General features: G+C 63.0%; 19 protein-coding genes. 6 read left to right on the top strand and 13 right to left on the bottom strand.

Going from position 1 to position 23,672, the window contains the following annotated elements; all coding sequences use genetic code 11:
* Positions 1 to 174 precede the first annotated feature (174 nt).
* Positions 175 to 1,464 (top strand): ribulose-bisphosphate carboxylase large subunit family protein, encoded by a 1,290-nt coding sequence (locus tag AAGS40_RS07250; protein WP_345814166.1) that lies wholly within the window; start codon positions 175 to 177, stop codon positions 1,462 to 1,464.
* A 2-nt stretch (positions 1,465 to 1,466) separates the two neighbouring features.
* Entirely contained in the window at positions 1,467 to 2,870 is a 1,404-nt protein-coding gene (locus AAGS40_RS07255) for a four-carbon acid sugar kinase family protein (protein ID WP_345814167.1), read from the top strand.
* 149 nt (positions 2,871 to 3,019) lie between these two features.
* Here AAGS40_RS07255 and AAGS40_RS07260 read toward each other — a convergent pair whose 3' ends face one another.
* The 6 genes from AAGS40_RS07260 to nikR form a co-directional block, all read right to left on the bottom strand.
* Positions 3,020 to 4,924 carry a TRAP transporter large permease subunit gene (locus AAGS40_RS07260; RefSeq protein WP_345814168.1) on the bottom strand — a complete coding sequence of 635 codons (1,905 nt, stop codon included), beginning with the start codon at positions 4,922 to 4,924 and terminating at the stop codon, positions 3,020 to 3,022.
* Complete coding sequence (locus tag AAGS40_RS07265; RefSeq protein ID WP_345814169.1) at positions 4,921 to 5,955, bottom strand: TRAP transporter substrate-binding protein; 1,035 nt, start codon at positions 5,953 to 5,955, stop codon at positions 4,921 to 4,923. The genes AAGS40_RS07260 and AAGS40_RS07265 overlap by 4 nt, the downstream gene beginning before the upstream one ends.
* A gap of 268 nt (positions 5,956 to 6,223) precedes the next feature.
* The gene (locus tag AAGS40_RS07270; protein WP_345814171.1) at positions 6,224 to 7,336 is read right to left on the bottom strand and encodes a zinc-binding dehydrogenase; all 1,113 of its coding nucleotides are present in this window, start codon (positions 7,334 to 7,336) and stop codon (positions 6,224 to 6,226) included.
* 150 nt (positions 7,337 to 7,486) lie between these two features.
* Positions 7,487 to 8,932: an aldehyde dehydrogenase family protein gene (locus tag AAGS40_RS07275; RefSeq protein ID WP_345814173.1), complete on the bottom strand. Its 1,446-nt coding sequence runs from the start codon at positions 8,930 to 8,932 to the stop codon at positions 7,487 to 7,489.
* Between the two features lie 259 nt (positions 8,933 to 9,191).
* Positions 9,192 to 9,971 (bottom strand): SDR family NAD(P)-dependent oxidoreductase, encoded by a 780-nt coding sequence (locus AAGS40_RS07280; RefSeq protein ID WP_345814175.1) that lies wholly within the window; start codon positions 9,969 to 9,971, stop codon positions 9,192 to 9,194.
* 194 nt (positions 9,972 to 10,165) lie between these two features.
* A complete protein-coding gene (nikR, locus tag AAGS40_RS07285; protein ID WP_345814176.1) occupies positions 10,166 to 10,624 on the bottom strand; it encodes a nickel-responsive transcriptional regulator NikR in 459 nt (152 codons plus the stop codon).
* Between the two features lie 157 nt (positions 10,625 to 10,781).
* Here nikR and AAGS40_RS07290 point away from each other — a divergent pair, with 157 nt between their 5' ends.
* Both AAGS40_RS07290 and AAGS40_RS07295 read left to right on the top strand, forming a co-directional pair.
* On the top strand, positions 10,782 to 11,846 hold the full coding sequence (locus AAGS40_RS07290) for a HoxN/HupN/NixA family nickel/cobalt transporter (protein ID WP_345814177.1): 1,065 nt from the start codon (positions 10,782 to 10,784) through the stop codon (positions 11,844 to 11,846).
* Between the two features lie 211 nt (positions 11,847 to 12,057).
* Positions 12,058 to 13,797: an NPCBM/NEW2 domain-containing protein gene (locus AAGS40_RS07295; protein ID WP_345814178.1), complete on the top strand. Its 1,740-nt coding sequence runs from the start codon at positions 12,058 to 12,060 to the stop codon at positions 13,795 to 13,797.
* A 55-nt stretch (positions 13,798 to 13,852) separates the two neighbouring features.
* Here AAGS40_RS07295 and AAGS40_RS07300 read toward each other — a convergent pair whose 3' ends face one another.
* The 7 genes from AAGS40_RS07300 to AAGS40_RS07330 all read right to left on the bottom strand — a co-directional run bounded on the left by AAGS40_RS07300 (position 13,853) and on the right by AAGS40_RS07330 (position 21,344).
* Positions 13,853 to 14,731, bottom strand: a complete 879-nt coding sequence (locus tag AAGS40_RS07300) for an ABC transporter permease (RefSeq protein ID WP_345814179.1) — start codon at positions 14,729 to 14,731, stop codon at positions 13,853 to 13,855.
* Positions 14,728 to 15,555 carry an ABC transporter ATP-binding protein gene (locus AAGS40_RS07305; RefSeq protein WP_345814180.1) on the bottom strand — a complete coding sequence of 276 codons (828 nt, stop codon included), beginning with the start codon at positions 15,553 to 15,555 and terminating at the stop codon, positions 14,728 to 14,730. The genes AAGS40_RS07300 and AAGS40_RS07305 overlap by 4 nt, the downstream gene beginning before the upstream one ends.
* 70 nt (positions 15,556 to 15,625) lie before the next feature.
* Positions 15,626 to 16,678 carry an ABC transporter substrate-binding protein gene (locus tag AAGS40_RS07310; protein ID WP_345814181.1) on the bottom strand — a complete coding sequence of 351 codons (1,053 nt, stop codon included), beginning with the start codon at positions 16,676 to 16,678 and terminating at the stop codon, positions 15,626 to 15,628.
* A gap of 76 nt (positions 16,679 to 16,754) precedes the next feature.
* Positions 16,755 to 17,660 carry a TauD/TfdA family dioxygenase gene (locus tag AAGS40_RS07315; protein WP_345814183.1) on the bottom strand — a complete coding sequence of 302 codons (906 nt, stop codon included), beginning with the start codon at positions 17,658 to 17,660 and terminating at the stop codon, positions 16,755 to 16,757.
* 222 nt (positions 17,661 to 17,882) lie between these two features.
* Positions 17,883 to 18,473, bottom strand: coding sequence for a c-type cytochrome (locus AAGS40_RS07320; RefSeq protein ID WP_345814184.1), 591 nt, complete (start codon positions 18,471 to 18,473; stop codon positions 17,883 to 17,885).
* On the bottom strand, positions 18,466 to 19,716 hold the full coding sequence (gene soxC / locus AAGS40_RS07325) for a sulfite dehydrogenase (protein WP_345814304.1): 1,251 nt from the start codon (positions 19,714 to 19,716) through the stop codon (positions 18,466 to 18,468). Before soxC ends, AAGS40_RS07320 begins: the two co-directional genes overlap by 8 nt.
* Positions 19,717 to 19,862: 146 nt before the next feature.
* Entirely contained in the window at positions 19,863 to 21,344 is a 1,482-nt protein-coding gene (locus AAGS40_RS07330; RefSeq protein WP_345814185.1) for an MFS transporter, read from the bottom strand.
* Between the two features lie 316 nt (positions 21,345 to 21,660).
* On the opposite strand from AAGS40_RS07330, the gene AAGS40_RS07335 reads away from it, so the two are divergent.
* Together AAGS40_RS07335 and AAGS40_RS07340 are read left to right on the top strand one after the other, a co-directional pair.
* Positions 21,661 to 22,728: an ABC transporter substrate-binding protein gene (locus AAGS40_RS07335; RefSeq protein ID WP_345814186.1), complete on the top strand. Its 1,068-nt coding sequence runs from the start codon at positions 21,661 to 21,663 to the stop codon at positions 22,726 to 22,728.
* Positions 22,729 to 22,857: 129 nt separating this feature from the next.
* Positions 22,858 to 23,655 carry an ABC transporter permease gene (locus AAGS40_RS07340; RefSeq protein WP_345814306.1) on the top strand — a complete coding sequence of 266 codons (798 nt, stop codon included), beginning with the start codon at positions 22,858 to 22,860 and terminating at the stop codon, positions 23,653 to 23,655.
* Positions 23,656 to 23,672: the final 17 nt, after the last annotated feature.

Genomic DNA, 23,672 nt, shown 5'->3' on the forward strand with positions numbered 1-23,672 from the left:
GTCAATCATATATTCGGTCATGCCACGCAGACGTTCGTCGCGAACGGCGTGCACCTCCCATTCGCCATGAAAAACGTAGTGCGGCGCGAATCGCCGGCCTGCGCGACTGGGCCGGAACGGCCTGCTAACCAGGCGAGATAAAGAGCAGACAACGAGCAGACAACGAGCCAGATAATGAGCCAAGTGATATCCCCTATTTCCGGTTCGCGCGCCGAGTTCACCGCGCGTTATTTCGTCGAAAGCTCGGTTCCCATCGCGAAAGCGGCTGAAGTGATTGCGGGTGAGCAGTCGAGCGGCACGTTCCTGTCACTGCCTGGCGAAACGGAAGCACTGAAACAGCGTGCACGCGCACGCGTGCTGAAAGTCGATTCGCTGCCGCCCGCTTTCGAGCCGTCGCTCGCGAGCGCCTTTGTAGAACGCAAGGAGAAGGCGAACGTGTTTTACCGCGGCGAGATCGAGATTGCCTTCCCGGTGGACAACGTCGGACCCAACCTGCCGACCCTGCTCGCGACGATCGCCGGCAATCTGTTCGAACTCGGCGAAGTAACTGGCCTGAAACTGCTCGACCTCGATCTGCCCGACACCTACGCGCGCCAGTTTCCAGGGCCGCGCTTCGGCATTGCCGGCACGCGCGAAGCGGCTGGCGTGTACGGCCGTCCCATGATCGGCACGATCATCAAACCGAGTATTGGGCTGACGCCCGAGCAGACCGCGGAGATGGTGGACGACCTGTGCGCCGCCGACATCGATTTCATCAAGGACGACGAACTGCTCGCGGACCCGACGTACGCATCATTCGACGCCCGGCTCAATGCCGTGATGCCGGTGCTCAAGCGTCACGCGGACCGGATGGGACGCATGCCGATGTATGCGATCAATATTTCCGGCAGTGTCGACGACCTGCTCAAACGCCACGACGCCGTGCTCGCCGCAGGGGGCACCTGTGTGATGGCGAGCATCAACTGGGTAGGCTTTGCCGGGCTCGAACATTTGCGCAAGCACGCGCAGTTGCCGATTCACGGGCACCGCAACGGATGGGGCGCATTCACACGCTGTCCGCAATTGGGCCTTTCGTTCACCGCGTATCAGAAGCTGTGGCGACTCGCCGGTATCGATCATGTGCACGTCAACGGCATTCGTAGCAAATTCTGGGAGCCGGACGCATCGGTGATCACCTCGGCGCGCGCCTGTCTCGCGCCGTTCGCGGGGCTTTCGCCGCTGATGCCCGTGTTCTCGTCCGGGCAATGGGCGGGACAGGCGCCGGATCTTTTCAACATGCTGAAGTCCGTCGACCTGATGCATCTCGCGGGCGGTGGCATCATTGGACATCCGCAAGGCATCGCGGCGGGCGTTGCCAGTATGCGCGAAGGCTGGGAGGCTGCGGTTGAAGGCGTGAGCCTCGAAGACTACGCGCGCACGCGCCCCGCGCTGCGTGCGGCCCTTTCACACTTCAAGGCGATCTGAGCATGCAGCAGGACAAGAGCAGGGATTTGCGCATTGCATTCTACGGCGACGATTTCACTGGCTCGACCGATGCGCTCGAAGTCCTCGCGTTTTCGGGTCTGCGTTGCGCGCTCTTTCTGAAAGCGCCCACGCGTGCGCAACTCGACGCGCTTGGCGGTTTCGACGCGATCGGCATTGCAGGCGCGAGCCGCGCGATGTCGCCCACGGAAATGGACGACGCGTTGCCTGCCGTTTTCAGCGCAATGCGCGAGCTGCGCGCGCCGCTCGTTCACTACAAGGTGTGCTCGACGTTCGACAGCGCGCCCAACATCGGCAGTATCGGCCATGTGATGGAGATTGCGCGCGCCACGTTCGGCGATGCGACGATTCCGATCGTGGCGGGCACCCCGGCGTTGCTGCGCTACTGCCTGTTCGGCAACCTGTTCGCGCGTTCGGGCACCGACGGCCAGATCTATCGGATCGACCGGCATCCAATCATGAGCGTGCATCCGGTCACGCCAATGGACGAGGCGGACCTGATCCGCCATTTCAACCGGCAGACTGAATTGCGGATCGCAAGCTTCAACCTCACGCAGTTCGAAGGCGGCAGGCCCGCAGTGGATCGTGCGCTCGACGCCGCGCTCGCAGACAAACCCGCGGGCCTCCTGTTCGATACGGCGCATAGCGGGCATCTCACGGAAGTGGGCCGCCTGCTTGAAACCATGTCAGCGCGCGCGCCGGTGACGTTCACGGTGGGCTCCTCGGGTGTTGAATACGCGCTGACCCAATGGTGGGCTGAAACCGGACGACTGCCGGCGGTGACGCGCTCATACGACGAATGCGCACCCGCCACACCCATTCTTGCCGTGTCGGGAAGCGCATCGCCGCTGAGCGCCGTGCAGATCGACACGGCCATTGCTGCAGGTTTCACCGATCTCGCCGTCGACGCGTGCGAACTTGTCCACAACACACGGTGGCACGACGCGTTGCAGCGTCTCGTGGATCGCGCGAGCATTGCGCTGCGCTCGGGCCAGAGCGTCGTCATGCACACCGCGCGCGGACCACAGGACCCACGTGTGGCTGCAATGATCGATTCGCTGACGAAAACCGGTTTGAGCCGCGATGAAGCGAAGCATCAGGGCGGCCGTCTGCTTGGGCAACGCCTCGGTGCGATCGTCGAAGCCATTTTGCAGGCGGTGCCGCTGCGTCGCCTGATTCTGTCGGGCGGCGACACGTCGAGCATGGTTACGCAGGTGCTCGGCCCCGACGCGCTGGAAATCGACGCGCGGCTCACGCCAGGCGCACCGCTGTGCCGGGTGATTTCAGCCAGGCCGCATCTGCGCGATCTGGAGATCGCCCTCAAGGGTGGGCAAATGGGTGGCGCGGATTACTTCGTTGTGGCGCAGGTGGGGCGCAGCGCCGGTTAGTGCGGCCGTTAGTGAGGCCGTTAGTAAGAAGGCCGTTAGTCCGGCGCTTGGTACTGCGGTTGGTACTGCGGTTGGTACGGCGCAAAGCGCGGCGGCAAGCCATCCGGCTTGCCGTTTTTCATTTCCATCCATACGGCTTCGATTCAGGATCAACCACGCGCGAGAAAGCCCGTTGAAATCCAAGGCACCGCGGCGACCACCACGATCCCGATAAACAGCGCGACCATGTAGCCGATGATCGGGCGGATGCCTTCGTCCGGATGAATTTTGCTGACCGCGCAAGCACCGTAGTAACCCACGCCGAACGGTGGTGAGAACAGGCCGAGTCCCATCGAGAGAATCACGACCATCGCGTACTGCACCTCGTTGATGCCGACTTCGCGCGCGATCGGAAAGAGCAGCGGGCCAAACAGCACGATCGCCGGAATGCCTTCGAGCACGCTGCCAAGCAGCACGAACATCAGTACGGAGACGGCCATGAACGCCACCGCGCCGCCTGGCAGATGTTCCATGAACGCCGCGAGACTGTGCGAAAAGCCGGACTGCGTCAGCGCCCACGCCATCGCCGTTGCAGTGCCGATGATGATGAGGATCGCCCCGGACAGTGCCGCGGTTTCCATGAGCATCGGCGCGATGCGCCTGAGATCGAAGCGCCGGTAAATCAGCAGGCCGGCGAGCGTCGCATACACGATTCCGACGGTCGACACTTCGGTAGCCGTCGCAATACCCTCCACTACCGCAATGCGAATGACGGCGGGCAGCGCGAGCGCCGGAATGGCCACCAGCAGCGTCGTGCCGATTTCTCGCAGCGAGGCGCGTTTGGCCGACGCCGGGCGCGTCTTGCGCGAGCGCCACCACACCAGTGCGCATAGCGCGAGCGCAAGCACGAAACCCGGCAACAGGCCGCCCGTGAAGAGCGCGGAAATGGACACGCCCGTCACCGAGCCGATCGTTATCAGCACGATGCTGGGCGGCACCGTTTCGGTCTGCGCACCCGTGGCGGACAGCAGCGCCACCAGTTCGCCGGGCCGCTCGCCGCGCTTTTTCATTTCAGGGAACAGGATCGGTGCGACCGCGGCCATGTCCGCGGCTTTGGAACCGGAAATCCCGGAGATCAGATACATCGCGCCCACCAGCACGTACGACAAACCGCCGCGCACATGTCCGAGCAGCGACGCGAGGAAATTGATCATTGCGCGCGCCATGCCGGTCATTTCGATCAGCAAGCCGAGAAACACGAACATGGGCACGGCGAGCAGCAACAGCTGCGACATGCCCTCGTCCATGCGGCTCACGACGATTTCGAGCGGCATCGACGTGCTTAGCGTGAGATACGAGAACACCGCAAGGCCGAACGAGAACGCGATCGGCATGCCGCTGAGCACGGTAAAGCCGACCACGCCGACGAAAAAGATCAGCAGGTTCAGGTTGCCGAGCGACTGCAGCAACGGACCCGCCGTGTCGAGGCCGGCGACCACGAGCGCGGACAGCACGACGCCGACAAGCGCCGGCTTCCAGCCGAGCGCGAGCAATTTGACGACACACATCAGCAGCATCACGACGGTGCCGTACAGCATCGCGGCGACGCGCCAGCCGTCGTTGAATTCGAGCGCGGGTGTGACGATCATCCACTGTTGCTGGATATACGCGTAGGCGGGCGCGGCGATCAGGCCAAGAAACATCATGCTGGCCACGAGCGCGACGACGTCCCAGGTGTTGGCCCATTTCGCGCCCGAGCGGTTGACGATCGCCGTCATCCGCATGTGCGCGCCGCGATGCAGCGCAGTGGCCGCGCCCGTCATGGCAAGCCAGAGAAAGAGAATACCGGCCAGCTCGTCGCCCCAGACGAGCGGCCGATGAAAACCATACCGCGCACAGACGCCCGCAAAGAGCAGCACGATTTCCGCCAGCACCAGCAAGGCCGCCGGCACCGCGACGATCAACCCGAGCACGCGGTCGGCCACCGCCAGCCAGTGCGGCGCCGAGGGTAGCGGTTTCGACGCGGCGTCGTTCTCGGTTGCCTGTGCGAAAGACTGAGCGAGGTGAGTTCTCATGCCAGTTTCCCGGTTACCTTTTCCAAGAGCGCCCATTCGTCTTCGCCGAAGAACTGCTTCTGCTCGGCATAGAAGCCGCTTTTTCGCAACATGTCGCGAAATGCGTCCATATCGGGCTGGTTGAACGCGAGCCCCTTGCCCTCCAGGGTTTTCTGCAGCGACGAGTTCAGCTGTGCCACGTCCTTACGCTGTTGCAGCGCGGACGCGTTGAGGTTCTTCGATATGCTGTCGCGCACCGTTGCCGGCAGCTTTTCCCATGCGGTGCGATTGCCGAGAAACCAGAAACCGTCCCACATGTGGCTTGTCATCGAACAGTACTTCTGCACTTCATAAAGCTTGGCCGTCTCGACCACGGCCAGTGCGTTTTCCTGACCTTCAACGACTTTCGTCTGCAACGCGGAATACACCTCGTTGAAGCTGATCGAAGTCGGTGCCGCAGATAGCGCACGGAACAGCGAAATCCACAGACGCCCGGGCGGCACGCGAATCTTCATGCCCTGCAAGTCGCCGGGTGACCTGATCGGCTTGCCGCTGCTCGTGATCTGACGAAAGCCGTTGTCCCACACCTTGTCCTGTACGACCAGACCTGCATTGGTAATGAGCCCGCGCAGGTGCGCACCGAGTTCGCCGTCGAGCGCGCCAAACACCTGGTCATAGTTCTTAAACGCGAAGCCCACGCCCGAGATCGCCGCCTTCGGCACGAGCGACGACAACGCGTTCGCCCCTGACAGCGTAAAGAACTCGAGCGCGCCGGCCCGCAATTGCGCAAACATGTCCGGATCGCCGCCCAACTGATTGTTCGGGAACACGCGGATTTCCATGCGGCCGTCGGTCTCTTTCTTGATCGCATTCGCCGCCTCCTGAATGCGCACATTCAACGGATGCGATGCCGGCAGGTCCGTGCCGACCTTGTAGGAAAACTCAGCGGCTTGCGCCCGTCTGATCCAGGGCGCACCGGCGAGGCCCGATGCAGCGGCAGCGGCAACCGAACCCGCGCCGGCAACGAGGAAGCTGCGACGATTGAAAGCCATTGTTGTCTCCTTTATAGGTTGCCGATGGGTCGGCATGTTGTCCGCGTTGCGATAAAAGCCTGCCCTGCTCGCCCGCCTTCCTGCTTTTCGTGTCTACCGAGCCTCTCGTGCTTCTCGTACTTGTTGTACTTGTCGTGTCTCGGATGCGTCCGGCGGGTCCGGTGCGTCTGCTGCCCGTCCTGTTCACCTGCCGGCTGCGTCGTGCTTCCATGATTGCTGCGAAACCCGGGTCCGATGCGATCCACGCTATCGCCGTGTCGTGACACGCTCATTCAACCATGATCACCGGCTTGATTTCCTCGAAGTTCTTCATGCGCGTAAGTGCGAGATTCACGTCGTCGAGCTTGTAGCGGCCGGTAATCATCTGGTGAAACGGAAAGTCATGCTGATGCGCTTCGAGAAACTGCAACGCGAGTGAATAGCTGCGCGCATCCCCGGAAAACGAGCCGATCACCTGCAGGTTCTTCTTGACGATCATCGACGGTTGCATCGTGGTCGTGGCCTCGCCCAATTGCCCCACCACCAGATAGCGGCCACCTTTGCGCGCGAGCGCGAGTCCTTCGGCAAACGCAGCAGGCACGCCCGTGAATTCCATCACGATGTCCGCGCCGCGACCGCTGGTTTGCGCAAGCACGCTGTTCAACCGCTCCTCGGGCGTCGTGCCTTCCACCGGGATACAGACGTCCGCGCCGAAGAGCCTTGCCATCTCAAGACGCGGCGCAGGCGAGCCGACCACGATGATCTTCTTCGCGCCACGCACCCGCGCATTGGCGGTGGCCAGCAGGCCGAGCGGTCCCGCGCCCTGAATCAGCACCGTGTCCGTCGGTTCGATCTCGCCGAGTTGCGAATATGCGTTCATCACCGAGCGCAACGCGCAGCTCGACAGGCTCGCCAGCTCATTGGGCACCGAGTCCGGCACGCGCAGCCGTCCCGCTTGTGGCAGCACATAGCCATATTCGGAGAAGCCACCGAGCAGATAAGGCGCCTGTTCGATGTTCTCGTACATGTACGCGCGACGGTTCGTGCACAATGTTGGCTTGCGCGCAGTCGTGCAGAAATAGCAGCCGCCGCAGGAGGTATGCGTGTACACGATGCGGTCGCCGACCTTCAGCGGCGTGCCGACGGAATCGGTGGCGACGCCCACGCCCGCACGGATCACACGTCCCACCATCTCGTGGCCGATAATCACCGGCAGGTTCACTTTCAACGACAACGAGCCTTGCCACAAATGGACATCCGTGCCGCAGATCGAACACATCTCGATCTTCACGAGCGCGGCGCCCGCTTCGGTCTCCGGCGGCACCGGGACTTCTTCGATCCGCAGCGGCGACTTGAATTCGCGCAGCACGGCAGCGCGGGAAAACTCTGGAACGGCAGTCATCCGGTTTGGTCTCCTGGTTCTGATCTTTTCGCGAGTGAAGCGTAGATACGGGTGAGGCAGCCGCGAATGCCGTCGCTGTAGCCGGCGCGGTCGCGACAATCGCGACAATCGCGGCAATCGCGGCAATCGCGGCGAAGGCCCGAATCGGCGTTAGCCGTGGCGCAACACGATCGTCTTTGCCACCGTGTACTCCTTGAGCGCTTCGAGCCCTTTCTCGCGCCCGTGGCCGCTGCGCTTCACGCCGCCGAACGGCAGTTCGATGCCGCCGCCCGCACCGTAGTTGTTGATGAAGACCTGCCCTACGCGCAGCTTTTTGGCGACGCGCATCTGGCGTGCTCCGTTCTCCGTCCACAGGCCCGCGACAAGGCCGTAAGGCGTGCCGTTGGCGATACGGATCGCGTCGGCTTCGTCGTCGAATGGAATCGCGGCGAGCACCGGGCCGAACACTTCGTCCTGCGCCAGTTCGTGATCGGACGGTACAGGGCCGAATAACGTTGGCTTCACGTAATAGCCGGATTGCGCGGCGCTCGCATCGAGCTTGCCTTGCGCCAGCACGCCGATCCCGGCTTCGCCCGCGCGGTCGAGAAAGCCCTGCACCTTGCCTGCCTGAGTGCTGTTGATCACGGGCCCGCATTCGAGGTCCGCCGCCGGCGCGCCCACGCGAATCGCGGCCATGCGCTCTACCAGCATCTTCACGAAGCGGTCGTACGCCGAGCGCTGAATCAGCACACGGCTGCCGGCCGAACACGTTTGCCCCGCGTTCTGTACGATCACGCCGACGATGGTTTGCGCGGCGCGCTCGAAGTCGGCGTCGTCGAAAACGATCTGCGGCGACTTGCCACCCAGTTCCAGCACGCACGGCACGTGGTTTTTCGCGGCCTCCGTCTGGATCAGCGTGCCAACCTCGGGCGAACCGGTGAAGGACAGAAAGTCGACATCGGGATGCCGGGACAGCGCAGCGCCCGCCTCTTCGCCCAGACCCGTGACGAGGTTCAGCACGCCGGCCGGCAAGCCCGCCTCTGCGGCGAGCGCGGTCAGGCGGATGCAGCTCATGCTTGCATCTTCCGCCGGCTTCAGGACCGCGACGTTGCCCGTGGCGAGCGCGGGTCCGAGCGTGCGGCCGAACATCGACGCCGGATAATTCCACGGAATGATCAGCCCGACCACACCGCGCGCTTCCCGCTGCACGGTGACCTGATAGCCGTCGAGAAACGGCAGTACGTCGCCGAGGACCTTGTCGGCCGCGCCGGCGTAGAACTCGAAGTAGCGCGCGGTGGCCTTGATATCGGTTCGCGCCTGAGTGATGGGCTTGCCCGTATCGCGCGCTTCGAGTTGCGCGAGTTCTTCACTGTTGGCGAGAATCAGGTCCGACAGCCTCGTCAGAATGCGCCCGCGTTCAAAGCCGGCCATGGTGCCCCACGCACCGTCGAGCGCGCGCCGCGCGGCGGCCACCGCGTGATCGATTTCGTGCTGGCCACCGCGCGAGATCGCGGCGAATACCTCACCGTCTGCAGGCGAGCGAACGTCGATCACCTGCGCCGATTCGGCGCCCATCCATTCGCCTGCGATGAAGATTGTCTGTGCCTGCGCGGACATGCTGTGTCTCCTGATCCATGTAAAACGGGTTATGTTTCGCCGGCGTCGTGTTTCAGCGTGATTGCCCACGCACGACGCTCCTCTCCTTCTGTGAAAAAAAGTATAAGGAGTTCGACATAACCGCTACAAATACGAATTCACAATAGAGGATATAAAACCGGCCTATATCCGTATAACTACCGCTCGCCTGTTGCTCGCCTGTTTTGAATGGTTGCGGGCGCAACATGTCGAGTCGCGCGGACCAGCCAGTACGGCAGCGTCACACGGCGCCCGCGCCCCACGACAGGAAGCCGCCGTCCACGGGCAGCACGACGCCGGTGACATAGCCGGCGTCGTCGGACGCGAGGTAGCACACCGCAGCAGCGATTTCGGACGTGGTGCCATAGCGCTTCATCGGGATCGCACGGGAATATTCTTCGCGGAACTGGGCGGAATGAAGGACTTGGGTCATGGGTGTATCGACCGGTCCGGGCGACACCGCATTGGCCGTGATGCCGTACTCGCACAATTCGACCGCCATCTGCCTCGTGAGCGCGATCACGGCGCCCTTGGACGTCCCATACGCGGTTCGCCCCGTTCCTACCGCACGCATGCCGGCCACGGACGCAATGTTGACGATGCGTCCCCAACCGTTGGGCTTCATCATCCGGGCGGCATGCTGCGCGCACAGCAGCGTGCCGGTCACGTTGACCTGCATGGTCTTGAGAAATACATCGAGCGGATAGTCGATGAATGGCAGGATCGTCGCAATGCCCGCGCAGTTGACGAGCACGTCGCACCGGCCAGCGTCACGTTCTATGACGGCGAAGCCTTCGGCGATCGACGCGGCATCGCCCACATCCATTGCCACCGCGGACGCGGAAAGGCCTTGCTCCTGCAACTTGCCGGCCGTCTCCTCTGCCGCACCGCGATTGATGTCGGAGAGCACCGCGTGATAGCCGCTGCGCGCGAGCCGCTCTGCCACATCCGCTCCAATGCCCATTGCGCCGCCCGTGATGACCGCGACTTTGCCCCGCCCACTCCCGCTGTTCTGTTCCACTTCGTCTCCTTCATCGCGCGTTTCTGATGGACGAATTATCGGAGGCGGACGAAGGCGACTCAATGGATATTAAGGCTCGCTAGTGTGAGGAAAAGTCACCGCTATGGACGGCGACAAATGACCTCCGTGATCGAGAATGAGTGGGCGCGGCCTTATAGACCTTAGGCAGCTCCGTCAATCCACTTTCATCCGTGTCATACGTGCAGGTGGTCGTGCTGATCTTCGGCGCTGCCGTGGTGGTGCCGCAGGCGCTCGAGCGACACCGGAATCATGTGCAGCCGCGCGAAGCGCACGCCGCGCTGGCTCGACACGCTGTCCGCGAAAGCCGCGACTTCCTGCGAGCGACCGCGCAGTACCGACGATTCCAGCAGGCTGTCGTGGTCCAGATGCACGCGCATGTTCGCCACCGACATGTCGTGACGGTCGTGATGCGCCTGCGTGATGCGCCGCGCAAGATCGCGCGTGGCGTGATCGTACACATAGGTCAGCGTTGCCACGCAGAGGTCGCCCGGGTGGGTGGCGGGCGCCCGGGTCTGGCTCTCTCTCACCAGATCCCGGAGCGCTTCCGAGCGGCTCGTATAACCGCGCTGCTCGACCATGCTATCCACGGTGGCAAGCAGGTCGTCGTCGATCGTGATGGTGATGCGCTGCATGGCGTCCTCGCGAGTGGCGGGTAAAGGGGTAATGGGGGTAATGGGGGTAATGCGATAATTCTAGTGTGAGGTTTTTTTGAAAAGGTATTATCTTTCACCAGAACAAAGTCGGGTATTGCGCGCTGTCGCGACGCCTCATCATTTTTCAGGGATCTCAATGGCCGATCTGATCAAGGCACTGTCCGGCAACGAACATGGCCGTCTTCGCCAGAAAATTGGCGGCCTTTACCTGTTTTTGATCGCGTTCAACATCATCGCCTGGGTCTGGGCATTCGTCGCTTTTCACCGGTATCCGCTGCTGATGGGCACGTGCCTGCTCGCGTACTCGTTCGGACTGCGGCATGCGGTCGACGCGGACCACATCGCGGCGATCGACAACGTGACGCGCAAGCTGATGCAAGGCGGCAAGCGGCCCGTCACGATCGGCCTCGCTTTTTCGCTCGGCCACTCCACCATTGTCGTACTCGCGTCGGCCGGCATCGCGGCCACCGCGATGGCGCTGCAAAGCCGGATGGCGGCTTTCAAGGATATCGGCGGATTGATCGGCACGATCGTCTCCACGCTTTTTCTGTTTGCGATCGCGTTGATGAATCTGTGGATTCTTGGCTCAGTGATTCGCGCGTTCCGCAGGGTTCGACGCGGCGAACCGTACGTCGACGAGGATTTCGACATGCTGCTCGCCGACCGTGGCTTCCTTGCACGGATTTTCCGGCCGCTGTTCGGGCTCGTCACGAAGAGCTGGCACATGTACTTTCTCGGCTTCCTGTTCGGGCTGGGATTCGATACCGCGACCGAGGTCGGCCTGCTCGGCCTCTCCGCAGCGGGGGCGACACAAGGGATGCCGATCTGGTCGATCCTCGTGTTCCCCGTGCTTTTCACCGCGGGCATGACGCTGATCGATACGACAGACAGTGTCCTGATGCTGGGCGCCTATGGCTGGGCGTTCGTCAAGCCGATTCGCAAGCTCTACTACAACATCACGATCACTACGATCTCCGCGCTGGTTGCACTGCTGGTAGGCAGCGTGGAAGGACTCGGCCTCGCTGCCGACAGGTTGCAGCTCACCGGCAGTTTCTGGAACCTGATTGGCAGCCTGAACGACCATTTCGGCATGATCGGCTACGTGATCATCGGCGTATTTATCGTGAGTTGGCTGGTCTCGGCGGCGTTCTACAAGTGGAAGCGTTTCGACGAACTGGACGCACGTTCGAGCGAGGCCTGAACCGACGCCTTCCGAGCGCTTATCTACGCATTCCTTAGCATCCGGATGTTGCATCGCAATGCGGGCCGCGTTCCTGCCTCGTTCCTGGTATGTGACACTCGCGTTCAAAGTTTGCATCGCTGATAGACGGGGTCTACGCTCTTTGTATGAGTCGAGGGTCGAATTTCCTCGATAAAACCGATGCCCAGGCGCTTCGGAAGGAGACACGATCATGCGCCCGCTATCCGCGCTCAGCAGCTTTCCTGCTTTTGCAATCGCCCTCTTGTGCCTGTTTCTCGCCAGTTGTGGAGGCAGCGTCGACAGTCCGGGCGCAATCTCCTCTGGCAACCCCGATCCCGGCATCGCGCTCGTTCAGGCCCGTTTCAGGACGCCGCCAATGGGCTGGAACTCGTGGAATACCTTTGGCTGCAACAATAGCGAGGCGACGATCAAGTCGGTGGCGGACGCAATCGCGTCGAACGGCATGGCGGCAGCCGGCTACCAGTATGTGACCGTCGACGACTGCTGGGTCGGCGGCCGCAATCCAACCACGGGTCAGCTCTATTCGAACGCCACCACGTTCCCCGATGGCATTCAGGCACTCGCGGCTTACGTGCATGCCAAGGGCCTGAAATTCGGTCTTTATACGTCGGCCGGTACGAACACGTGCGCCGGACTTTCGCACGGCGCACGGCCCCCCTCCTATCCGCCGGGCGTGGGGGCCGGCAGCCTCGGTCATGAAAGTGTGGATGCACAGACGTTTGCCAACTGGGGCGTCGATTACATCAAGTTCGACTACTGCGGCGGCAGTCTCACTGCATTTCCGGCCATGCGCGCCGGCATTGCCGCAACAGGGCGCACGATGTACCTGAGCATCAACCCGTACAGCGCGAACGCAACGCTGCCGACCAACTTCGCCTCCGACGGAACGCTGTACGTGCCGGCCTACGCCGACATGTCCCGCATCTCGCAGGACATTACCGCAAAGTTCACGTCAGTGACGTCGATCATCGACATCAGTGCAGCAGACGCCGCGTGGGCGGTGCCGGGCTATTTCAACGACATGGACATGCTCGAAGTCGGCAATGGCATGACCGCCGATCAGGACACCGCTCACTTTGTGATGTGGGCCATGATGTCGAGCGGACTGAATGCCGGTAATGACGTGCGCACGCAAAGCGCTGCCACGCAAGCGTTGCTGACCAACGCGTCGATCATTGCCGTGAATCAGGACGCGCTCGCACTGCAAGCCGTGCTCGACACGGCGGACAGTTCCGGCTCGCTGCAGGTATGGACCAAGCCATTGTCCGCAACCGGTACGCGCGCAGTGGCATTACTCAACCGCGGCGCGACGGCCGCGCCCATTACGGTCAAGCTGGCGAATCTCGGACTGACCGGTGCAGTGCAGGCCACCAACCTCGTGACCGGTGCGAGCCTCGGCAGCGTATCGCAGAGCCTCACGCAAACCGTGCCGGCTACCGGCGCGGTTCTGGTCAAGCTCACGGGCACCGACCCGGTTGCTACGACGGGTTCGCTGGCGCCACAGACGCCGGTCTGGTCTGCGGTGCAGTCAGGCAGTGTCGCGGTGAAAGTCGGTCCCGAGGGCGCGGCGTTGCCGGTCGGCACATCGGCAACCGGGGCCGTGGTCGTCCATGGAACCAGCTATGTGGACGGTATGACAGTGAACGCGCCCGCGCAGATCGTGTATCGGCTCAATGGACACTGCACGACGTTCCAGAGCGATATCGGACTGGACGCGGCCGCGCAAGGCGCGGGGTCGGTGGACTACCAGGTGTGGGCCGACAATGTCGAACTGTACGACAGCGGCTTCGTCACGAATTCGACGCCGGTCAAGACGGTGCGCGTCAGTGTGGCGGGACGCAACACGCTGCGCCTCGTCGTCACCGACGGCCATGACGGCGTAACGGGAGATATCGCGGATTGGGCGAACCCATCGCTCGTCTGTTCGTGAGCGTCCGTGCTATGCCGGACGCTCGTAGCAGCCTGGACGCACGGCAGTGCAGGTCTTAGCGCTGCACGCCCCAGCGACGCACGGTCATGCGCTCCAGCGTGTCGAACACGAGATGCTCGACCAGCAGTCCTATCACGATCACCGCGGCAAGACCCGCAAAAACGCGATCCGTATATAGCTCGTTGCGATTCTGGAAAATGTACCAGCCGAGCCCGCCGCTGCCCGAACTCGCGCCAAACACGAGTTCCGCGGCGATCAGCGTGCGCCATGCGAACGCCCAGCCCACCCGCAAGCCGGCGAGAATAGCCGGCAACGCGGCAGGCACCAGAATCAGCAGCACGTGGCGCAGGCCGGTGAGCCCGTAGTTTCGCCCTGTCATGCGCAGCGTCTCGGGCACCGACTGGAAGCCCGAGTAAGTATTCAGCGCGAGCGGCCATAGCACCGAATGCACCAGCACGAACAGCAGGCTGCCTGTGCCCAGACCGAACCAGAGCAATGCGATCGGCAGCAACGCGATGGACGGCAACGGGTTGAACATCGCCGTGAGCATCGAGAGCACGTCGCGGCCCACGCGTGTGGATACCGCCAGCGACGTAAGCAGAAAAGCGAGCGCGGCGCCAAGCAGATAGCCGCGCAGCAGCACTGACATCGACACGGCCGTTTTCTGCAGCAGCTCGCCCGACCAGACGCCCTGGACGAAAGCGCTGAGCGTGGCGCCGAACGTCGGCAACAGCAGATCGTTATTGATTGCGCGCGCGGCGATTTCCCATAGCCCGACAAGCACGAGCGCGATCAGCGTTTTACGCAAACCGCTCTGCGCGAAGACTCGCTTGCCGAGCGGCAACGGCGCTTCGACGGCGATTTCGCGAAGCGGCTCCAGAGTCCGTTCGTATTCCTCTCGAACCGGCGGCGACAATGTGGCGGGAGAACTCATTGCACGGCCTCCGTCTGCTCGAACAACAGATGATGAATCCGGGCGACCGTATGCTGGAAGTCACTGCGCCCAAAGCTGTCCTGCGAATACTGATGGCTGTTGAGTTCCGCACGCACGCGTCCGGGATGGGGCGAGAGCAGCAGAATCCGGTTGCCGATCACGAGCGCTTCCTCGATCGAATGGGTGACGAACAGCAGCGTGAAATTGACTTCTTCCCACAGGCGCAGCAGTTCTTCCTGCATCTTGCGACGCGTGAGTGCGTCGAGCGCAGCGAATGGCTCGTCCATCAGCAGCACGCGCGGCTGCATGGCGAGCGCGCGCGCGATCGCCACGCGCTGTTTCATCCCACCGGATAACGTATGCGGATAAGCGTCGGCGAATGACGCGAGCCCCACCTTCTCCAGATAGTGCAACGCACGCTCTCTGGCTTGCGCACGCGACAGTTTTTTCGCCACCCGCAGCGGGAACGCCACGTTTTGCAGCACGGTTTTCCACGGCGGCAACTGGTCGAACTCCTGAAACACGACGATGCGATCGGCACCAGGTCCCTTGATCGTCTGGCCGTCGAGCGTCATGCGGCCGGACGTGGGCGGGATAAAGCCCGCCACGGCCTTGAGCAACGTGGATTTGCCGCAGCCCGACGGACCCAGTAAGACAAAACGGTCGCCACCGTAGACGTCGAAACTGACGTCGTGGGTCGCGCGAACGACCCGCTCGCGCGTGCGATATTCGAGATTGACGTTCTCGACCGCAAGCAGCTTCTCACTGGTCGCCACGGCCTGATTGACGCGGCTCGGAAAAAGCACGGTAGGATTCGCCACCATCAGATCGCTCCTGTATATCGGCACGTAGGGGCCGGCGGGTGGGCAGGAAGGTTCGGGTACGCGTTCATGGCTAGCTGCCCGCCGCGGTTGCCGGGTCGTCGAAGAAATAGTCTTTCCACGACTTCGGTTCGTTTTTGATCGCGCCGACGCGATGCATGAATTGCGCAAGCCCGAGTGTGTTCTGCGGCGCAACCTTGAACTGCACCTGCGGATCCTTGATCACCTTCAGCAGCAGATTACGGTCGATCTTCGACTGATTGGTGCGGATATAAATGTCGGCGGCAGCGTCGGGATTCGTCGAGATGAAACGGGCCGCGTCGGCGAGCGCATCGACGAACGCGCGATAGGTCTTCGGGTTGCTGTTGCGGAATTTTTCCGTGGCATACAGCACGGTCGCGGAACTCGGGCCGCCCAGCACGTCGTAGGAGTTCAGCACGATATGCGCCTTCGGGTTGCCGGCCAGTTCCTGCTCCTGGAACGGCGGATTGCCGAAATGCCCGGTGATTTCCGTGCCGCCCGCGATGATCGCCGCGGCGGCGTCCGGATGAGGCAACGCCTGGGTGTATCTGTCGAGACGGTTGTAATCCTTGTCGCCCCAGCGTTTGGCCGCCGCATATTGCAGAACGCGGGACTGCACCGACACGCTCACAGCCGGCACCGCGATACGGTCTTTGTCCGTGAAGTCGGCGATCGTCTTCACGTTCGGGTTGTTGCTGACGAGGTAGTACGGCAGATTGCCGAGCGACGCGACGCCCTTTACATTCTGCCTGCCGTAGGTGCGGTCCCAGATCGTCAGCAAAGGCCCCACGCCGGCGCCTGCGATATCCACCGCGCCCGAAAGCAGCGCGTCGTTGACCGCTGCGCCGCCGGACAGTTTGACCCAGTCGACCTTGATGTCCAGACCCTGCTTGCGCCCTTCCTTCTCGACGAACTGCTGATCACGCGCCACGTTCAGCAGCAGATAGACCACGCCGAACTGCTCGGCGATCCTTATCTGTCCTTCAGCCCGCGCGGGCAGCGCCGCGCCCACGCCTGCCAGCCCCAGTGAGATGGTGAGCAGCGAGGCAGTCGCGCGGCAAGCAAAAGTCGACCGCGCGGCGGTTGGACGGAACCTGGTGATCATTCGGACTCCAGAGGGTGTTAAATGAGCGTGATATCGGCGTAAAGCAAGCGTGGCGCAAAGACGGACTACGCGGCCATCAAAAAGGCACATCGCCCTCGATAGTGGTGCGATAGAGTTTGCGGCGCAGATGGTCCGGCGTGCCGGCGGCCAGATGCATCAGCGAACGGTTGTCCCAGAACACCATGTCGTGTTCGGCCCATTGATGCCGGTACAGGTGTTCCGGCCGCACGCTGTGTGCGAAGAGTTCTTCGAGCAGCTGCCTGCTCTCGTCTTCAGGTACACCGATGATGCGCGTCGTGAAATGCTCGCTCACGAAGAGCGCCTTGCGCCCGGTTTCCGGATGCTCGCGCACCACGGGGTGCACCACCGGTTTCACCTGCGCGATCTGCCCGGCGGACAGATTCGGCCGCCACGGGCTGCGCTTTTGCAATTCCGCGTACTTCGCAAGGTAGGTATGCTCGGCCGAGCGTCCTTCTACGGCCGTACGCAAATGCGTGGGCAGCGTGTCCCACGCGAGATGCATGTTCGCAAACAGCGTGTCGCCACCTTCCGCCGGCAATTCCTGCGCATGCAGCAGCGATCCCAGGCTCGGTTTCTCCTTGTACGACAGATCCGAATGCCAGAAGTGACCCGCGTCGCCGAGCCCGATCGGCTGCCCGTTTTCGACGACATTCGACACCACCAGCACCTCCGGAAAACCGGGCAGCTGGAATTGATGCAACACGTGAATCTGCAAGGGGCCGAAGCGTCGGCTGAACGCAATCTGCTGATCCGGCGTGATGCGCTGCTCGCGAAACACGAGCACGTGGTGATCCAGATGCGCGCGGTGAATGCGGGCGAAATCGTGCTGGCTGAGCGGCCGGCCAAGGTCGAGTCCGATCACTTCGGCGCCGAGCGGGCCATCGAATGCACGAATCACGATCGGCTGATCGGGAACGGAATGGCCGGCGTCGCCGGCGTTAGTTGCGAGGGCAATCGTCACAGGAAACTCGTCGTCGAATGGTCGGAAAGCGTCCGAAGGCACCAGAGGTAGCCAGAAGGCGCAGACAGACGAATCTACCGGGCGACGCGCGCGCCGACAACGAAGCAAATGCGATACGGTTATCTGCTGGAGTGATAAACCCGATGTTTAAACGCGCGGCACGATGGGCGCCACGCAAAACCTTGCTCGCAGCGCGGTTTTGCACGACGCCATGCGGCCCGATCAAAGCTGCCCGGGACGCGGATCGGGCACGAATCCCGCGCGGTTGGGCATGACTATGCGCGGCAACGACGCGGCATCGAGCCGCGTGTCGGCGGGCACGATTCCGTTCTGATTGAGCAGGAATGCGCTTACCGCATACACCTCGTCGGCGGAAAGCGACTCGGGCGCGTTGTACGGCATGGCGCGGCGGATATAGTCGAACAGCGTCGTTGCATACGGCCAGTAGCTGCCGACCGTGCGCATGGGCTTCGTGCTCGCGAGCGTCCCCTGCCCGCCCACCAGCGCATCGCCCAGGCCGCCTTGCCCGTGGGCACCGTGACATGCCGCGCATTTCGTCGCGAACACGTGCGCGCCGGTGGCCACGTCCCCGCTGCCGGCAGGCAGTCCCCGCCCGTCCGGCGCCACGTCGATATTCCACGCGGCGACATCCGCTGCGGTGAGCGGCGTACCGATATCGTGCGGTGCTTCCCGCTGTAGCGGACCGTCGCGGGCTTGCGGCGCAACGGACGAACACGACGCGAACACCAACAGCAGACACACTGCGGACAGTGCAACACGTCCACGTGGAGGCTTGTAGCGCGCCTCACGCATTGCGCACCTCACCGTTCACTTCCACGCGCCATTGCTGGATCGCGTTGTAGTGATACTGCGAATTCACACCGCGCGCCGCGACGAGTTCGGCGCGGGTAGGTTGCACGTAGCCGGTCGAATCGGTTGCGCGCGAGAGGATGGCCGCTGCGCCGCCATCCCAGCGCCAGTCCGCTTCGAAGCGCGTGAGCGCGCGATCGTTCACCGCCCCGACGAGCCGCGCAACGCGCCACGTGTGGCCGCCATCTGTCGATACTTCCACTTTGCGCACGGTCCCGCGTCCCGACCACGCGAGACCGGTGATCGGGTAATAGCCGTGCGTGCTGAGCCGCTGTCCCGGCGACGGCCGCGTGATCACCGACTTCGCGTCCATCTCGAACGCGAACTGACGTGCAGTGCCGTTCGCCAGCAGGCTCGTGTATTTCGATGTCTCTTCGCGTGTCTGCAACGGCGCGTCCACCACCTTCAGGCGCCGCAACCACTTCACGTTCGTGTTGCCCTCGAAGCCCGGCACGATCAGCCGCAACGGATAGCCGTTTTCCGGCCGCAGTCGCTCGCCGTTTTGCGCATAGACGACGAGCGCGCGGTCGAGAATACGGTCGATCGGCAGGCTGCGCGTCATCGCGGCGGCGTCCGCGCCCTCGGCGAGCAGCCAGCCGCCCGTCGGCGTCGTGCCGCCCACCTCTTCGAACAACGTCGACAGACGTACGCCCGTCCATTCGCAACAGGACAGCAGTCCATGCGTGAGTTGCACCGGCTGGCCGCTCGGACCGTTCCATTCGCTGCCGGTATTGCCCGAACATTCGAGAAAATGGATTCGCGACTCGGACGGCAGCCGCAGCAGATCATCCATCGTGAACAGTTTCGGTGTGCGCACGAGGCCGTGGATCGCAAGGCGATGCTGATCCGGGTCGATGTCTGGTACGCCGCCATGATGGCGCTCGTACACGAGGCCGTTGGGCGTGATCGTGCCGTGCAGTTCGGCGAGCGGCGTCATCGACGAAGCGGCGCCGGGCAACGGCCACGCACGCGCGCTGCGCCGCACGACGCCGGCCTCATGCGCGGACGGCACACCGTAAGGGTGTTCGAGTATCGGCGCACCGGGCACGCGGCTCGACGGCGCGACGTCGAGCGGCTTGAGGAGTTCGCTGGCCGCCGCGGCGTGGGATACGACGAGGCCGCCGGCTGCCAGACGCCCCAGCAGGCGACGGCGGCCACGCGACGGCAAAGCAGGTTCAAAAGTCATCATTTCGACGGAGCGTCATGAGCAGGCTCACTAGCGTAGCGAGGCTTGCCGCGCCGGCCAAACGATAAATTCATATATCGTTCGACGCAAAAGCGCGTGCCTTGCGCATCAAGACCGCTGCGCGTTGGATTCGAGATGAGCGGACATCAGCGTTGCGCCGGCTGCGCGTAATCCTCACCGTCGATGTCATACCCCGACGGCTCCCAGCGAATGACCAGCAGCACGAGCAGCGAACTCAGCGGTGCGATTGCGATCAGCCAGAACACTTTCGTGCCGAGCGCGGCGGCGAGCACGGGAAACAGAAACAGCGATACCGTCGACGCACTGCGCACCAGCGTCTGATTGAAGCCTACGCCGATGCCACGCAGCGACGTCGGATAGCTGAGCGATGCGTACGTCATCGAATGCGAGCCGGGACCGAAGCCCTGTCCGAACAGATAACCACCCAGCAGCAGAATCGCCACCACCACGAGTGCGCCGCTTGTCGGCTTGCCGATCAGCGCGAGCCCGATCAGCGACGCGAACTGCAACGCATGTCCGAGCACCGTCATCTTCCATGCGCCGACAGTCGGCGCCGTCTTCACGCCGATCAGGCCGCCCACGAATGCAAACGCGAGATTCAGCGCGAGCGCCGCGACGATCGTCGTGAGCGGGCCCTGATGGAAAAAGCTCGTGATGATGACCGGCAAGCCGAAAATGATCGCGTTGTAGCCGAACGACGACGCACTGCCGATCACTGCGGCGAGAATCGTGCGTCGCCGGTAGGTCGCATTGAACAGCACGCCATAGTTGCGCCACGATGCCGCGCGTGGCGGCTGCGCGGGTGCGTCGCTGCGCTCGACCACGGCGTCCACACCGTATGAGCGCTTCAGAATGCGCGCGGCTTCGTCGAGATCACCCTGATTCGCGGCCCATACCGGCGACTCGCTGATATAGCGGCTGCGCACGAGAATGATCGCAATCGCCGGGACCGCGCCGAACGCGAGCGTCAGACGCCACAGCCACCCCAACTGATGCTCGGGCAAAAGCGCATAGAGCCCGAGAATGAGCAGATAGCAGGTACTGGTCGCCGCGTACCACGCGGGGCACCATGCAGCGACGCTCGCCGCCTTGTTGCCTTTGCCGGCCACGCGCGAAAACTCCGCCAGAAACGCCATCGCCACCGGCAGATCCAGACCGACGCCAAAGCCCATCAGAAACCGCGCGCCACCCAGCACCCACGCATTGGGCGCGAGCCCGGCCGCAATCGCCGCGACCACGAAGAACAGCATGTCCGCCATGAACACGCGATAACGGCCGATGCGGTCCGTCAGATACCCGCCGAAGAGCGCGCCGAGAATCGCGCCGAACGTAATAGCGGATGAAACGAAGCCAACCTGGACAGGCGACAGCGAAAACTGCCGCGCAATGTCCTTGATGCCGTAGGCGAGCGAGGTCAGATCGTACGCGTCGAGAAAGACACCGCCGAGCGCAATCGCAATCACGACGCGCGCATTGCTGCCGTGCGCCGCACCGGCATTGACGATGCGCGACACGTCCTGCGCGCTGCGAATGACAATGGGCCGCGCCGCGTGATCGGTGGCGGTCGACTGTTCGACGCCGGCAGAAGGATAGGCAACTGTGGACATGATGCGGGCTTTGCATGAGAGGGTGAAGCGTTGAATGGTAGCCATGCGGTTCGAGCCCGCAAACCGATGAATTCAACTATGCAAATCGGGATTCATGCGGTTGTCTGGCGTACTGCAAAGCACTGCCGAACCTGGCGTCGCTTACGATCATGATTCGCAGTTCTGCATATTTTCTTATCTGCAATCATTGGTTGGATTCGGACGCGCGCGAATCTAACGTGTAGTGCCGGCCGACCGGGCACTGCAGGCACTGCAGGCACTGCAGGCACTGCGGCCGCCGGCAAACGGCTCCCCTTCCCTCGATTGGTATTCGCGCATGCGCTCTTTCCGTCTGCTAAAAATTCTCCTCGCTGTCGCAACGCTTTCAATGGCGGCGTCGCACGCCTACGCCGACAAGCCGGCGGTGATCCGCATCGGCGTTGCGCAGCAAGGCACCGGCGATCCGCCCACGTTCGGCGGTTCGCCTGCGGCAACGGTTCAACTGCAGCAGTCGCTCGAAAAGGAGTTCGCGGCGGACGGCATCAAGGTCGAATGGCTGTTCTTCAAGGGCGCGGGGCCTGCCGTCAACGAAGCGATCGCCGATAAATCGCTCGACTTCGCGTTCCAGGGTGATCTGCCCGCCGTGCTCGCTCGCGCCAACGGTCTGAAAACGCACCTGCTGCTCGCTACGGGCGTGCGTACCGGCATCAAGGTCGCCGTGCCGGCCGATTCGGATGTGCGCACACTCAAGGATCTAAAGGGGCGCCGCGTGTCGATCTTTCGCGGCACGAATCTGCAACTCGTCGCGGACAACGCGCTCGCAGCGAACCAGCTTAACGAACGCGATCTGCGTGTGATCAATCTGGATACTGCCAGTTCACTCGCGGCGCTTGCCTCAAAAGGCATCGACGCGTCCGTGAACGATTATCACGTGTACAAGCTGCGCGATCAGGGGCTGGCGAAAGTCGTCTACGAGTCACAGAACGATGGTCCGCAATTCACGCGACAGTCGCATCTTCTCGTGCTCGACGACTTCGATCACGCGCATCCGGAGATCGTGCAGCGCGTGGTCAACGTGTTCGTGCAGGGCGCGCAATGGTCGTCCGACGAAGCAAACCGTGACGCGCTTTTCAAACTGTGGGCGAAAAGCGGCGTCCCTTATTCGTCATGGCAGGCCGAGTTCGCCCATCAGAGTCTGAAGGATCGCAACTCGCCGCTGATCGACCCGTTTATCGTCGCGCGCTACAAGGCCGTGGCGGCGGACGCGTTGAAGCTGAAGCTGATCCGTCAGCCGGTGGAAGTGGATAGCTGGTTCGAAACGAAGTATCTCGACAACGCGCTGCGCACGCAAAAGCTCGATCACTACTGGACGCGCTACGACGCCGCCGGTAAGCCGCTCGGTTGACCGCTTAGTTAGCCGCTTAGTTAGCCGCTCCGCTACCCGACTGGAACGACCCCGATGAGCGATACCGCACTCCCGGCCAAGCGCGAACGGCGTGCACACGCCAGCGCGCCCGAGGCCTCGACGCATCTCATGCAGGCACCGGCGCGTCGCCATGCGATGCTGTACGCGCTCGCGTGGCGGCTCGCTCCGTGGGTACTGCCCGCCGTGCTGTTCACGTTATGGAGTGTGGGTTGCGAGCGCGGCTGGATCGCGCCGCAAATTCTGCCGCCGCCCGAGCGCGTGTTCGATACGCTCGTCGACCTCGCGCGAAGCGGCGACCTCGCGCGTCATACGCTGGTCAGCCTGCAACGCGTGCTGCTCGGCTTTGGTGCGGGCGCGCTGCTCGGCCTGGTGCTCGGCGCGGCACTGGGTCTGTCACGCACGTTCGAAGCTTATGTGCTGCCCGGCTTCAATGCGCTCGTGCAGATTCCGGTACTCGGCTGGCTGCCGTTTCTGCTGCTGCTCGTGGGTGTGGGCGAGCCGCTCAAATACATTCTGATCGCCCATGCCGCACTGGTGCCGGTCACGCTGAGTACGCTGCAAGGATTCCGGCAAACCCCTGCCGCGCTCGACGAAGTGGCACGCGTGTTCGGGTACAGCGGCTGGCAACGCATCGCGTTTCTGGTGTTGCCGGCCGCAGTGCCGACACTCGCCACCGGCGTGCGTCTCGCGTTCACCAAGGCCTGGCTCGCACTGGTCGTGGTGGAACTCGTGGCGTCGTCCGAAGGGCTCGGCTATCTGATCGTCTACGGGCGGCAACTGTTCCAGCTCGATCTGGTGATGGCATCGGTCGTCGTGGTCGGCGCGATCGGCTACACGGTAAACCGCTTGCTCGACGCACTCGAAGCACGCCTGCGACGCGGCCAGCCTTCGGCATTTCGCGAGTGATCGCGCGCAGCACATGA

The sequence above is a fragment of the Paraburkholderia sp. PREW-6R genome (genome assembly GCF_039621805.1).
In the GTDB taxonomy this organism is placed as follows: Bacteria; Pseudomonadota; Gammaproteobacteria; order Burkholderiales; family Burkholderiaceae; genus Paraburkholderia.